At 70.5% G+C, this 13,290-nt stretch carries 8 protein-coding genes and 2 pseudogenes; 5 read left to right on the plus strand and 5 right to left on the minus strand.

Going from position 1 to position 13,290, the window contains the following annotated elements; all coding sequences use genetic code 11:
* Window positions 1-7: 7 nt before the first annotated feature.
* Complete coding sequence (locus ACFY1U_RS44985) at window positions 8-421, minus strand: organic hydroperoxide resistance protein (RefSeq protein ID WP_344402943.1); 414 nt, start codon at window positions 419-421, stop codon at window positions 8-10.
* A gap of 123 nt (window positions 422-544) precedes the next feature.
* Between ACFY1U_RS44985 and ACFY1U_RS44990 the strand changes: the two genes are divergently transcribed.
* Window positions 545-1,036 carry a MarR family winged helix-turn-helix transcriptional regulator gene (locus ACFY1U_RS44990; protein ID WP_390699868.1) on the plus strand — a complete coding sequence of 164 codons (492 nt, stop codon included), beginning with the start codon at window positions 545-547 and terminating at the stop codon, window positions 1,034-1,036.
* 881 nt (window positions 1,037-1,917) lie between these two features.
* On the opposite strand, the pseudogene ACFY1U_RS44995 reads toward ACFY1U_RS44990, so the two are convergent.
* Window positions 1,918-2,400 (minus strand): annotated as a pseudogene (locus tag ACFY1U_RS44995) (glycosyltransferase family 39 protein); the annotation flags it as partial.
* 212 nt (window positions 2,401-2,612) lie between these two features.
* Between ACFY1U_RS44995 and ACFY1U_RS45000 the strand changes: the two are divergent.
* Both ACFY1U_RS45000 and galE read left to right on the plus strand, forming a co-directional pair.
* Entirely contained in the window at window positions 2,613-3,896 is a 1,284-nt protein-coding gene (locus ACFY1U_RS45000; protein ID WP_390699869.1) for a glycosyltransferase 87 family protein, read from the plus strand.
* 77 nt (window positions 3,897-3,973) lie between these two features.
* Window positions 3,974-4,954: a UDP-glucose 4-epimerase GalE gene (gene galE, locus ACFY1U_RS45005; RefSeq protein ID WP_390699870.1), complete on the plus strand. Its 981-nt coding sequence runs from the start codon at window positions 3,974-3,976 to the stop codon at window positions 4,952-4,954.
* Between the two features lie 106 nt (window positions 4,955-5,060).
* Here the strand turns inward: galE and ACFY1U_RS45010 are convergent.
* Both ACFY1U_RS45010 and ACFY1U_RS45015 read right to left on the minus strand, forming a co-directional pair.
* A pseudogene (locus ACFY1U_RS45010) lies at window positions 5,061-5,354 on the minus strand (DNA-binding response regulator); the annotation flags it as partial.
* Between the two features lie 89 nt (window positions 5,355-5,443).
* A complete protein-coding gene (locus tag ACFY1U_RS45015; RefSeq protein WP_365835043.1) occupies window positions 5,444-6,070 on the minus strand; it encodes a TetR/AcrR family transcriptional regulator in 627 nt (208 codons plus the stop codon).
* Between the two features lie 264 nt (window positions 6,071-6,334).
* On the opposite strand from ACFY1U_RS45015, the gene ACFY1U_RS45020 reads away from it, so the two are divergent.
* Together ACFY1U_RS45020 and ACFY1U_RS45025 are read left to right on the plus strand one after the other, a co-directional pair.
* On the plus strand, window positions 6,335-7,252 hold the full coding sequence (locus ACFY1U_RS45020; RefSeq protein ID WP_390699871.1) for an ABC transporter permease: 918 nt from the start codon (window positions 6,335-6,337) through the stop codon (window positions 7,250-7,252).
* Window positions 7,245-8,051 (plus strand): ABC transporter ATP-binding protein, encoded by an 807-nt coding sequence (locus ACFY1U_RS45025; RefSeq protein WP_390699872.1) that lies wholly within the window; start codon window positions 7,245-7,247, stop codon window positions 8,049-8,051. Before ACFY1U_RS45020 ends, ACFY1U_RS45025 begins: the two co-directional genes overlap by 8 nt.
* A gap of 66 nt (window positions 8,052-8,117) precedes the next feature.
* Here ACFY1U_RS45025 and ACFY1U_RS45030 read toward each other — a convergent pair whose 3' ends face one another.
* Window positions 8,118-13,064, minus strand: a complete 4,947-nt coding sequence (locus ACFY1U_RS45030) for an NAD-glutamate dehydrogenase (RefSeq protein WP_390699873.1) — start codon at window positions 13,062-13,064, stop codon at window positions 8,118-8,120.
* Window positions 13,065-13,290: the final 226 nt, after the last annotated feature.

Genomic DNA, 13,290 nt, shown 5'->3' on the forward strand with positions numbered 1-13,290 from the left:
TCCGGCTCTACTCGATGACGAGGTCGACGTCGATGTTGCCGCGGGTCGCGTTGGAGTACGGGCACACCTGGTGGGCGGTCTCGACCAGCTTGCGGCCGGTCGCCTCGTCCACGGTGTCCGGCAGCTCGATGCGCAGGGTGACCTTGAGCCCGAAGCCCTCGCCCTGCTTGCCGATGCCCACCTCGGCGGTCACCGCGGCGTCGCTGACGTCGACCTTCGCCTGACGGCCGACGAGGCCGAGGGCGCTGCCGAAGCAGGCCGCGTAACCGGCGGCGAACAGCTGCTCGGGGTTGGTGCCCTCGCCGTTGCCGCCGAACTCCACCGGCGGGGCCAGCTTGACGTCGACCTTGCCGTCGTTGGTGAAGGCGCGACCGTCACGGCCGTGGGTGGCGGTGGCGACAGCGGTGTAGAGCGCGTCCATGGATGACCATCCCTCTCGGAGTCGTGTTCCGGCGGCCCTTCTGGCGGCCGCCTCACGACGACAAGTAGAGCACACAATTCAATTGCACACAACTGAATGGCTCGCAAGAGCTATCCTGGATCCATGACGACCGCGCCCGACACCCCGGCCACCGACTGGCTCCGCCTCGACCAGCAGATCTGCTTCTCCCTGAACGCCGCCTCGCGCGCCTTCGGCGGCATCTACCGGGTGATCCTCAAGGACCTCGGGCTCACCTATCCGCAGTACCTGGTGATGCTGCTGCTGTGGGAGCACGGCGAGCTGCCGGTCAAGAAGCTGGGCGAGCATCTGCGGCTCGACTCCGGCACCCTGTCCCCGCTGCTCAAGCGGCTGGAGACGGCCGGTCTGGTACGGCGTGAGCGCAGCGCCCGCGACGAGCGCTCGGTGGAGGTCCGGCTGACGGAGGAGGGCGCCGCCCTGCGCGATCAGGCGGTTCAGGTACCGCGCCGGATCGCCGCGGCGACGGGCTTCGACGTGGAGGAGATCCGGGAGCTGCGGTCGCGGCTCGACGAGCTCACCAGGGGCCTTGACGCGGCCACGGCGGCGGAGGCGGAGGCGGCGGAGCGGCGGACGTAGAGGAGGAAGGTCACCCGGCCGCTGACGTATCTCTCGCGGACGGTGAACTGCTCCTCCACGACGGCGAGTTTGACGCGCTCGGTCGGGTCGGCCGGCAGCAGCCCCGACCTCAGCAGCCTCGACTGGCCGACGACCCAGACGCGGTCCACGCCGGCCAGCTTGCGCCGCAGCTCCTGAGGTGTGGTCTCGATGCCGCTCAGCGTCCCGGACCGGGTCCCGGACTCCCGCAGCGCGATGTCCCGGGCCCTGCGGAACGCCTTCGGATAGGCCAGCGCCGTCAGCCGCCAGTTCGACGGCAGGAACAGCACCGGATCACCGGGACGGATGTCGCGGGCGGCCCGGGCGGCGACGGCACCGAGGTTCTCGGGGCGGTGCGCCGGGGAGCGGTCCTGCCGGTAGAGCGGGAGGCACTGCACGAAGGCGAGCGCGACGGCCAGGACACCGGTGAGGGTGCCGAGCCTGCCGTAGGGCACACGTCGACCGCCCAGCCGCAGGCGCTCCAGCAACCCGGCCACCCGCTCGGCGCCGGCGGCGGCCAGCAGCGGCGCCCCCGCCAACGCGTACAGCACATACCGCTCGTGAAACAGCGGCCGGATCTGCGATACGGCGATCAGGAGCGCCGGGGGCAGTACCAGCAGCGGAAGTGCCACCGCCGCCAGCCGGCCCGCCCCGAGCCCCAGCACCATCATCGCGACGGCCACCCAGAACACCGCCCCGTCCGGAGCGAAGGCGAAGTCCCGCACCAGCAGTCCCGCCTGGTCCCACCCGGGTGTCACCAGCCACCCCACCTGCCCCGCCTGCTCATGCGACACCCACACCAAGGGCAGCAGAAGGGCCCCCGCCAGCCCCGCCGCCCGCGCCCAGCCCAGCCACACCCGCTTCGGCACCCGCATGAGCGCCAGCGTCAGCGCATGCGCGCACAGCACCAGGACGACCATTTCGTGCAGCAGACACGTCACGGCGAGGACACCGCCGTACCATCGCCAATCCTGCCGCGACCGTCCCTCCACGGCGCGCACCAGCAGCAGTGTCGCCCCCGCCACGCCCGCCGCGACGAGTGCGTACGAGCGGCCTTCCTGCGCATAATGGCCGGTCATGGGCGTGATCGCGTACAACAGCCCCGCCCACAGCCCGACCCGCGGACGGACCAGCCGTACCCCGAGAGCCGCGACCAGCCCGGCGGTCGCGGCGGCCCCGAGCACGGACGGCAGCCGGAGGACGACCTCACCGGGGTGGACGGCGAGGACGACGTGCATGAACAGGTAGTACAGGCCGTGCACGGCGTCCAGGCCGTGCAGCAGCTGCCAGATCTGCGGCACCGTGCGCCGACCGACGAGGAAGGTGACGCTCTCGTCGCCCCACATGCCGCCGCGGTCCAGCCCCCACAGACCGATCGCGAGTATGACGACGGCGGGAACCGCCACGGCAACGATCTCCGCACGCACCCACCGACGGTTCGCCCGCCCCGCGTCCTCGCTCAGCACACGGCTGATTTTCTCCCGCGGACGGGCTCTTACCGAGCATTGACGGTGTATTAGCAGGCATACACCATACGCCCGGCTTACGATCCGCCGTGATGAACGCCGTGACGAAAGCCGTGATGTCCACCGCCGGAAAACGCCGGCTCCTCGCCCTCGCCGCCGCCTGGCTCGCCACCCGCGCCCTGATGCTGTGGCTGCTCGCACACGACGCGGCGCCCCGGCTCGGCGGGGGCACGGTCGCACGGGAGGTGTGGCACCTGTACCACGACTGGTACGGGACCCTCGCGCACGGCGCCTTCCCGGCGCACGACCCGCTGTGGCAGTACCCGCCGGGAGCCGGCGCGGTACTGCTGTCGCCCGAGCTGCTGCCGGGCCTGACGTACTTCCAGGCGTTCGTCGTGCTCACCCTCGCCGCCGACGCGGCGATCACGCTGGCGCTGGCCGTCGCGGGCAACCGCCCCGGCCGCAGGCTCCTCGGGGCGGCGATGTGGGTGGGCGGCCTCCCGCTCCTCCTGCACGTCCCGCTGGCCCGCTACGACGTGCAGGTCACGGCCTTCGCCGTCATCTCCCTGTTGACGCTGCCGCGCTCCACGCGCGCGTGCGGGGTGTTCGCGGCGCTCGGCGCCCTGGTGAAGGTGTGGCCGGCGCTGGTGCTGCTGGGCACGCCGAGGGGGCGTACGACGCGTTCGGCGTGGGTGTGGGCCGCCGTCACCGGGGCGGGGTCGCTCGCGGTCCTCGCGGCGCTGTTCGCCAACCCCTCCTCCTTCCTGCGCCAACAGGGCGGGCGGGGCGTGCAGATCGAGTCGCTCGGCGGTACGGCGCTCGCCTTCGCGACACACGCCGGATGGCCGGGGAAGGTGCAATACCAGTACGGCGCCATGGAGTTCACCGGCCCGCACGTGCGGACCGTGGCGCACCTCTCCCTCGCGCTCACGGCGGTCGCCTTCGCACTGCTGCTCCTGTGGCGGCTGCGGGCCAAGCGCTGGACGCCCGCCACGCCGTACGACGCCGCGCTGAGCGCCGTCCTGCTCTTCACCGTCACCAGCAGGGTGATCAGCCCGCAGTACATGATCTGGCTGCTGGGCCTGGCCGCCGTGTGCCTGACCTCGCGGCACACCGTGCAGCGCCCGGTGGCCGCCCTGGTGCTGGCCGCGACCGTGCTCAGCACAGTCGCCTATCCGGCCTTCTACGACCAGGTCATCGCCTGCACCTGGCCGGGCTGCGTGCTGATGCTCGCCCGCAACGGGCTGCTCGCCACGGCCGCCGTACTGTCCCTCGTCCGGCTGTGGCGCTCCACCCGCCCGGCGCCGGTGACTCCCGCATCCACGCACGGACCGGACCCGGTCACCCGACGCCTCCCCGAGCACTCCGGCGCATAGCAGTCGCTGACGGGATCCACCGCCTGCACCACTGACACCGCACACCACGGGCCAACTGACGAAGGGGACGGCCGCACATGACCTGGCTGATCACCGGCGGCGCCGGATACATCGGGGCGCACGTCGTCCGGGCGATGATCGAGGCGGGCGAGCGGACCGTGGTGTACGACGACCTGTCGACGGGCGTCGCCGAGCGCGTGCCGCGGGGTGTGCAACTGGTGGTGGGATCGACGCTGGACGGCGAGCGGGTCGCGCGCGCCCTCGCGGTCCACGACGTCAGCGGGGTCATCCACCTGGCGGCGAAGAAGCAGGTGGGCGAGTCGGTGGACCTGCCGCTGCACTACTACCGGGAGAACGTCGAGGGTCTGCGCGTCCTCCTGGAGGCGGTGACCGGGGCCGGTGTCCCGTCCTTCGTCTTCTCGTCCTCCGCGGCGGTGTACGGCATGCCGGACGAGCCCCTGGTGACGGAGGAGACACGCTGTCTGCCCATGTCGCCGTACGGCGAGACGAAGCTGGTCGGCGAATGGCTGGTCAGCGCGACGGCTCGCGCGACAGGCCTCTCCACCGCCTCCCTCCGCTACTTCAACGTGGCGGGTGCCGCGACCCCCGAACTCGCGGACACGGGTGTCCACAACCTGATCCCCATGGTCTTCGAGAAGCTGACGGACGACGCGCCCCCGCGCATCTTCGGCGACGACTACGAAACCCCCGACGGGACCTGTGTCCGCGACTACATCCACGTCGTGGACCTGGCCGAAGCCCACGTGGCAGCCGCCCGCACGCTCCAGTCCGCACCGGGCCGCCGGCTCACCCTCAACATCGGACGCGGCGAGGGCGTCTCGGTCCGCGAAATGATCGACCGCATCAACGCCATCACGGGCTACGACCGCCCCCCGACCATCACCCCCCGCCGCCCGGGCGACCCGGCCCGGGTGGTCGCCTCCGCGGACCGCGCCGCCACCGAACTGGGCTGGAAGGCCAAACACGACGTCCAGGACATGATCACCTCAGCCTGGGAGGGCTGGGTACGGGTACATCCGGAGGCGGCGCGCGCCTAGACCCCGCGCGGAGACGCGCACCCTGAAGGGGCGCGGGGCTGCGCCGCTCTACGGCTCGCCCGCGTCCCTCTTCGGCGGACGGGCCCGAAGACGTTGCCGCTGAGGTCTCGGGGTCGAGCGTCGTACCGCCGGCGGCAACCCGCTCCAGTGCGTCGAGGAACTCGTCGACCCGGCCGACCCGGTCCTCGAGCAGACAGCCGAGCCCGCTCGCACCCCCGGTCAGCAGCTCGGCGGCGCAGGACTCCTCGACGTACTGAGCACAGCGGCGTCGGGACGGTGCTCCAGGAGCGCGGGCAGGACTTCGGGCCCGGTGCCGGCAACGGCCACGACCTCGTGCCCGGCGGACGTCAGCAGCAGGACGAGGCGGCTCCCGGAGCAGGGCGTTGTCCTCGGCGATCACAACTCTCGCGGTGGTTCCGCCTCAGCTCCGGTCACCGCGGGGCGGCGACTCGCTTTCGGCCACTGGCGGCCGGGGGGGCCGCAGCACGCTCACAGCGCCTTGAGGGCCTCCGCGGTGGCCCGCGCCAGCGCCGCCAGATAGTCCTTCGGCAGCTTCGGGCTGCGGATCACCACCGAGCGCCAGTAGAGGGGCCCGGAGATCAGGTCGAGCGCGAGGTCCTCGTCCAGCTCCCCGTTGATCTCACCGCGCTGCGCCGCCGCCACGATGATCTTGAGGGCCACGCCTTCCTGCCCCTCCCGCAGGGTCTTCTGCATGGCTTCGGCGATCTCCGGGTTGCGGGCAGCCTCGGCCTGCAGGTCCGGGATGATCTGCGAGGCCACCGGGTGCCGCAGCGCGCGCGAGGTGACCTCGTACAGCAGCCGCAGATCACCCTCCAGGGAACCCGTGTCCGGAGTCGGCAGCCCCAGCACCGCGATCGCCGAGACGACGTCGAGGACCAGGTGCAGCTTGGAGCGCCAGCGGCGGTAGACCGCGGTCTTGCCGACGCCCGCACGGCGCGCGATCCCCTCGATGGACATCCGCGCATAGCCGACGGCCGCGAGCTCCTCGAAGACGGCCGCACGGATGGCTTCCGTCACGTCCTCCCGCAGTACGGCCGCCCCCGCGGGGGTCCGGCGGCGCGGACGCGTCTGGGGCTCCTCGGCGTTCGTCGTCATGCGGACCAGCATAGGGGCGTTGCGACGAAACGGTTGCGTCGTGACGGCCCGCTCCGAACCGACCCGGCCCGACCCGACGAACACGTTACGACGAAACGGTTGCGTTCCGACGTCAACGTGTCTTACGCTCGCGTTGCGACGATACGGTCCCGTCCTGACGTAAGAGAACGTGAAGAGAAGCGTAAGGAAACGCCGGGCACCGGACCGTCCGGCCGGCGGGCCGGACGACGCCAGCACCCCCTCCCCCGAGTGAAAGCAGCGGATGTGAGCCAGGTCCTCGACACACCGCCCCCGACGCCGGCCCCGGCCGACGACGACCTCGCGGCCCTCGCCGCCCGCCACGGCCTCTCGGTCAGCGGCGCCCGCCCCTCCCTGCCCGAGTACGTACGGCAGCTGTGGGCCCGGCGCCACTTCATCACCGCCTTCGCCACCGCCAAGCTCACCGCCCAGTACGCCCAGGCGAAGCTCGGCCAGGTCTGGCAGGTCATGACCCCGCTGCTGAACGCGGCGGTGTACTACTTCATCTTCGGTGTCCTGCTCGGCACCAAGCGGCACGTGCCGGACTACATCCCGTTCCTGGTCACGGGCGTGTTCATCTGGACGTTCACCCAGAGCTCGATCATGGCGGGCACCCGCGCGATCTCCGGCAACCTCGGCCTGGTCCGGGCGCTGCACTTCCCGCGGGCCGCGCTGCCGATCTCCTTCTGCCTCCAGCAGCTGCAGCAGCTGCTGTTCTCGATGGCCGCGCTGGTCGTCATCCTGCTCTGCTTCGGGGTGCCGGTCGCGTTCTCGTGGCTGCTGGCGTTCCCGGCGCTGGTCCTGCAGTTCACCTTCAACACCGGCGTCTCGTTGATCATGGCCCGGATGGGGGCCAAGACCCCGGACATCGCCCAGCTGATGCCTTTCGTCCTGCGTACCTGGATGTATGTGTCCGGCGTGATGTGGAGCATCGACAAGCTGGCCGGCAAGCACAGCGGGCTGCCGCACTGGGTGGAGCCGGTGCTCCAGGCCCAGCCGGCCGCGGTCTACATCGACCTCATGCGCTTCGCGCTGATCGACAGCTTCCACGCCAAGCAGTTGCCGCACCATGTGTGGCTGTACGCGGCCGGCTGGGCCCTGCTCGCCGGAGTCGGCGGCTTCATCTACTTCTGGAAGGCTGAGGAGACGTACGGCCGTGGCTGAGCACACCATCGAACGCATCCCCACCGTCGTCGTCGACGGCGTCGACATCGTCTACCGGGTCAACGGCACCGGTACGGGCAAGGGCTCCGCCACCGCGGCGCTCAACCGCATGGTGCGCCGCAAGCAGACGGAGAAGGCGTCCGGCGTCCGCACGGTGCACGCCGTCAAGAACGTGTCCTTCGTCGCCTACAAGGGCGAGGCGGTCGGCCTGATCGGCACCAACGGCTCCGGCAAGTCGACCCTGCTGAAGGCGGTCGCGGGCCTGCTGCCGGTCGAGAACGGCCACATCTACACCGACGGCCAGCCCTCCCTCCTCGGCGTCAACGCGGCCCTGATGGGCGACCTGACCGGCGAGAAGAACGTCTACCTCGGCGGCCTCGCCATGGGCATGTCCCGCGAGGAGATCAGGGACCGCTACGAGGGCATCGTCGACTTCTCCGGCATCAACGAGAAGGGCGACTTCATCACCCTCCCCATGCGGACGTACTCCTCCGGCATGGGCGCCCGCCTGCGCTTCTCCATCGCCGCCGCCAAGGACCACGACGTGCTCCTCATCGACGAGGCGCTCGCCACCGGCGACCGGTCCTTCCAGAAGCGCTCCGAGGAACGCATCCGCGAACTGCGCGAGAAGGCCGGCACGGTGTTCCTGGTCAGCCACAACAACAAGTCCATCCGCGACACCTGCGAACGCGTGCTGTGGCTGGAGCGCGGCGAACTGCGCATGGACGGCCCGACCGAGGAGGTCATGGCGGCGTACGAGGAGTTCACCGGCGGCGCGGACAAGCCGAAGGCCGCCTGAACACCGCAACCAAAGCGGGGTGCCCCGAGCCGGCCGGCTCGGGGCACCCCGCTTTCGTACCGCCCGCTACGAGTGCGTGCGCAGCAGGGTGCGCATCGTGCGCATCGCCACCGACAGGTTGGCGAGGTCGAACGTCTCCGAGCTCTGGATCTCCTCCAGCGTCGTGCGCGCCCGGCCCAGGATCGCCGCGTTCTTCTCCTCCCAGGCCTTGAAGCGCTGCTCGGGAGTCGAGGTGCCGTTGCCCACCGCCAGGACGTCCGCGGTCAGCGCCGAGTGCGCCGCGTACAGGTCCTCACGGATGGAGGCGCGGGCCATGGACTGCCAGCGGTCGGCGCGCGGCAGCTCGATGATGCGGTCCATGAGCTGGGTGATGTGCAGACGGTCGGCGAGGTCGTAGTACACCTCGGCGACGTCCAGCGGCTCCTTGCCCATGCGGTCGGCCACCGACACGATGTCGAGCGCCGGGAAGGCGGAGGAGAACCCGGCCACGCGGGTGGCGAGCTCGTCCGGGACGCCGGCGCCGGTCAGCTCGTCGTAGATCTGCTGCCACCACTCGAGGTCCGCGCCGCGCAGCAGCTTGGTGAGCTGCTGCCAGACCTGCTCGACGCGCTCGCCGAAGAAGTCCACCGTCTCCGCGAGCTGCAGCGGCTGCGGGCGGTTGTTGAGCAGCCAGCGCGTGCCGCGCTCCACCAGTCGGCGCGAGTGCAGCCGGATACGGGTCTGGACGGCGGCCTCGACCTGGTTGTCCAGGCCCTCGACTGCGTCCCACACCGGTGCCGAGCAGAAGATCGCCCGCGCCGCGGTCTGCGCCCGCACGATCTCCTCGAGGGAGGCGCCGGTCTCCTCGCGCAGCCGGTGCAGATAGGTCGTACCGCCCGTGTTGACCGTGTCGTTGACCAGGACGGTCGTGGTGATCTCGCGGTGCAGCGGGTGACCGTCGATGTGGTCGGCGAACTTCTCGCGCAGGGCCGTCGGGAAGTAGGCGTGCAGCAGGCCCCGCAGATAGGGGTCGTCCGGCAGCGAGGTGTGCAGCAGCTCCTCGGCGACCGTGATCTTGGTGTACGCCAGCAGGACGGCCGTCTCGGGGCCGGTGAGGCCCTGGCCTGCGCTGAGGCGCTCGCGGATCTGGCGGTCGGCGGGGAGGAACTCCAGCGCCCGGTCGAGGTGGCCCTCGCGCACCATGTGGCGGATGAACCGCTGCTGGGCGTGGAGCATGTCCTTGGACTGGGCCAGGGCGTTGGCGAGCGCCGTGTTCTGCGCGTAGTTGTTGCGCAGGACCAGCGCGCCGACCTCGTCGGTCATCTCGGCGAGCAGCTTGTTGCGCTGCTTGACGGTCATGTCGCCGTCGGCGACCAGGCCGTTGAGCAGGATCTTGATGTTCACCTCGTGGTCGGAGGTGTCCACGCCCGCGCTGTTGTCGATCGCGTCCGTGTTGATCTTGCCGCCGTGCCGTGCGAACTCGATCCGGCCGAGCTGGGTCAGACCCAGGTTGCCGCCCTCGCCGACGACCTTGACGCGCAGGTCGGCGCCGTCGACCCGGATCGGGTCGTTGGCCTTGTCGCCGACGTCCGCCTGGCTCTCCGTGCTGGCCTTCACATATGTACCGATGCCGCCGTTCCACAGCAGGTCCACCGGGGCCTGGAGGATGGCCTTCATCAGATCGGCCGGGGTCATCTTGGAGACCTTGCCCTCGATACCGAGGGCCTCGCGGATGTGCGAGTTGAGCTGGATGGCCTTGGCGGTCCGCGGGAACACACCGCCACCGGCCGAGATGAGCTCGGCGTTGTAGTCGGCCCAGCTGGAGCGCGGCAGCTCGAAGATGCGGCGGCGCTCGGCGTACGAGGTGGCCGCGTCCGGGTCCGGGTCGATGAAGATGTGCCGGTGGTCGAAGGCGGCGACCAGTCGGATGTGCTCGCTCAGCAGCATGCCGTTGCCGAACACGTCACCCGACATGTCGCCGATGCCGACGACGGTGAAGTCCTCGCTCTGCGTGTCGACGCCCAGCTCCCGGAAGTGCCGCTTGACGGACTCCCAGGCGCCGCGGGCGGTGATACCCATGCCCTTGTGGTCGTAGCCGGCCGAGCCACCGGAGGCGAAGGCGTCACCGAGCCAGAAGTTGTACGTCTCAGCGACCCCGTTGGCGATGTCCGAGAACGTGGCGGTGCCCTTGTCGGCGGCGACCACGAGGTAGGTGTCGTCCTCGTCGTGCCGCACGACGTCCGCCGGGGGCACGACCTCGCCGGCCACCATGTTGTCGGTGATGTCGAGCAGGGCCGAGATGAACGTCTTGTAGCTGGCGATGCCCTCGGCCAGCCACGCGTCCCGGTCCACGCTCGGGTCCGGCAGCTGCTTGGCGACGAAGCCGCCCTTCGCGCCGACCGGCACGATGACGGTGTTCTTCACCATCTGCGCCTTCACCAGGCCGAGGATCTCGGTCCGGAAGTCCTCACGCCGATCGGACCAGCGCAGACCGCCTCGGGCGACCTTGCCGAAGCGCAGGTGGACGCCCTCCACGCGCGGCGAGTACACCCAGATCTCGTACGCCGGGCGCGGCGCCGGCAGATCGGGGATCGCCTGCGGGTCGAACTTCATGGACACGTACGCGTGCGGCCTGCCGCCCGCCGCCTCCTGGAAGAAGTTCGTACGCAGCGTCGCCTTGATGACGGTCAGGAAGGACCGCAGGATCCGGTCCTCGTCGAGGGAGGCCACCTGGTCGAGGGCCGCGTCGACCTCTTCGAGCAGCGCGTCGACGATCTCGTGCCCGGCGCGCTGCCGGTCCGGGGACATCCGCGCCTCGAACAGCGAGACGAGCAGCCGCGTGGTGTGGACGTTGTTACGGAGGGTGTCCTCCATGTAGTCCTGGCTGAACGTGGACCCGGCCTGGCGCAGGTACTTGGCGTACGCCCGCAGCACCATCGCCTGCCGCCAGGTCAGTCCGGCGCTCAGCACCAGGGCGTTGAAGCCGTCGTTCTCCGCCTTGCCGGTCCAGGTGGCGGCGAAGGCCTCCTGGAAGCGCTCGCGGGCGTCGTCGCCGAGGTAGTCGCCGCTGCCGTTCTGCGACTTGGGCATGCGCAGGCCGAAGTCGTAGATCCACGCGCTGGTGCGGTCCGAGCAGCGCAGCTCGTACGGCCGCTCGTCCGTCACCTCGACACCGAGCCGGCTGAGGGCCGGCAGCACCGCGGACAGCGAGACGGCCTCGCCCTTGCGGTAGATCTTGAACCGGCGCTCCTCGGGGGCGGCGCCGACGGGCTCGTACAGACTGAGCGAGAAGTCCTGGCCGCTGTCGGCCTGTGCCTCGCTGAGCTGTTCCAGGTGGACGAGGTCGGCGACCGCGGCACGCGGGTTGTGGTCGGCCTTGTAGCCCTCGGGGAAGGCGTTGTTGTAGCGGCGCAGCAGTTCGGCGGCGCGCTCCTCGCCGCATTCGGCGTTCAGCGCCTCGGCGAAGCCGTCGGCCCAGGAACGGGCGGCCTCCACCAGGCGGGCCTCGATGCGCTCCTTGTCGGCGTCCGACAGCTGTGGCAGCTCGGTGCCCTGCGGGACCCGCACCACGAAGTGCAGCCGGGACAGGATCGACTCGGTGTTCCAGGCCGTGAAGTCGACGCTGGTGCCGCCGAGTTCCTCCTTCAGGATGTCGATGATCCTCAGGCGCACACCGGTGGTGTAGCGGTCGCGCGGGAGGTAGACGAGGGCGGAGTAGTAGCGCCCGTACTCGTCCTGCCGCAGGTAGAGGCGCAGCCTCCGGCGCTCCTGCAGGTACAGGACGGAGGTGGCGATGGACTCGAGCTCGTCGGCCGGCGTCTGGAAGAGCTCGTCGCGCGGGTAGGTCTCCAGGATCTGCAGCAGGTCGCGCCCGTCGTGGCTGTTGGGCGAGAAGCCGGCGCGCTCCAGGACCTCCTCGACCTTGCGGCGGATGACCGGGACCCGGCGCACCGACTCGGTGTAGGCGGCGGAGGAGAACAGTCCGAGGAAGCGGCGCTCGCCGACGACGTTGCCGTCCGCGTCGAACTTCTTGACGCCGATGTAGTCCAGGTACGAGGGCCGGTGCACGGTGGCCCGGCTGTTCGCCTTGGTCAGAACGAGGAGCTTGTGCTCGCGGGCCTTGGCGCGGGCGTCGGCGGGCAGCCGCTCGAAGGACGGGCTCACCGGGTGGCTGTCGTCCCCGGCGTGGTGCGGGTCGGAGCGCAGGATGCCGAGGCCGGTGCCGGGCACGGCGGCCAGCGAGTCGTCCTCACGCAGCTGGTACTCGCGGTAGCCGAGGAAGGTGAAGTGATCGGCGGACAGCCAGCGCAGCAGCTCGCGGGCCTCCTCGATGTCCTGCTCGCGCAGGTCGGTGGCGACGGGTTCCTCGGGCAGTTCGTCGGCCATGCGCAGCGCCGCGTCCCGCATCTTGTCCCAGTCCTCGACGGCCTCGCGGACGTCGGACAGCACGCGCAGCAGGTCGGCGGTGATCTGCTTGAGGTCGCCCCGGTCGGTCTCACGGTCGATCTCGACGTGGATCCAGGACTCGGTGTGCGCGTCGTGCGGCAGGCCGCCGCCCGGCTGTGCGCTGAGCACCTCGATGAGCTTGCCGGTGACATCCCGGCGGACGACGACCTGCGGGTGGATGACGACGTGGATCCCGCGTCCCTGTCGCGTCAGCTCATTGGTGACGGAGTCGACCAGGAAGGGCATGTCGTCGGTGACGACCTCGACGACGGAGTGGCTGCACGTCCACCCGTTCTCCTCCACCGTGGGCGTGTGGACCCGCACGTTGGCCGTGCCCTGGGGGCGATTCTCAGCCAACCGGTAGTGCGAGAGCGCGGCTCCGAAGATGTCGACCGGGTCGCGGCCGTTGAGGTCCTCCGGGGCGGTGTGCAGGTAGTAGCGCTGGAGGAACGCGAGCACGGTGTCCCGGTCCGGGGTGCTCTCGTCCGTCGTCCCGGTCGGTAGGTTCCCCCCGACCGGGCTGTTCTCAGCTACCCGGGCGGCCCTCTCGAGCAGCTCGGCCTTGGCTTCGTCCAGCTTGGTCTGCATTGTCCTCTGGCTCCTGTCGCGCGCCGTTGCGTGACGTAGAAGGAAGTACGGTCTCTTCCCCTGCGGCTCGACGCCACGGCCCGGGTTCTCCGGTCTGCTCCGACGCTATGCCGCAAGGTGAGATGAGCGGGAAGATATGAGCCATATTTGAGCCGCCCCGAAGGTGTGACGCTGCTCTCCGCAGCGGCCGCGTCCAGGGGGTGAATGGCATCCCGGGAGCCCTTCC

The organism is Streptomyces sp. NPDC001351 (assembly GCF_042896045.1).
Taxonomy (GTDB): Bacteria; Actinomycetota; Actinomycetes; order Streptomycetales; family Streptomycetaceae; genus Streptomyces.

Excerpts from the sequence above, each read along its gene's own strand:
- ACFY1U_RS45030 (WP_390699873.1), bottom strand. The coding sequence starts at position 13,064 with ATGCAGACCAAGCTGGACGAAGCCAAGGCCGAGCTGCTCGAGAGGGCC.
- ACFY1U_RS45015 (WP_365835043.1), bottom strand. The coding sequence starts at position 6,070 with ATGACGACGAACGCCGAGGAGCCCCAGACGCGTCCGCGCCGCCGGACC.
- galE (WP_390699870.1), top strand. The coding sequence starts at position 3,974 with ATGACCTGGCTGATCACCGGCGGCGCCGGATACATCGGGGCGCACGTC.
- ACFY1U_RS45000 (WP_390699869.1), top strand. The coding sequence starts at position 2,613 with ATGAACGCCGTGACGAAAGCCGTGATGTCCACCGCCGGAAAACGCCGG.
- ACFY1U_RS44985 (WP_344402943.1), bottom strand. The coding sequence starts at position 421 with ATGGACGCGCTCTACACCGCTGTCGCCACCGCCACCCACGGCCGTGAC.
- ACFY1U_RS44990 (WP_390699868.1), top strand. The coding sequence starts at position 545 with ATGACGACCGCGCCCGACACCCCGGCCACCGACTGGCTCCGCCTCGAC.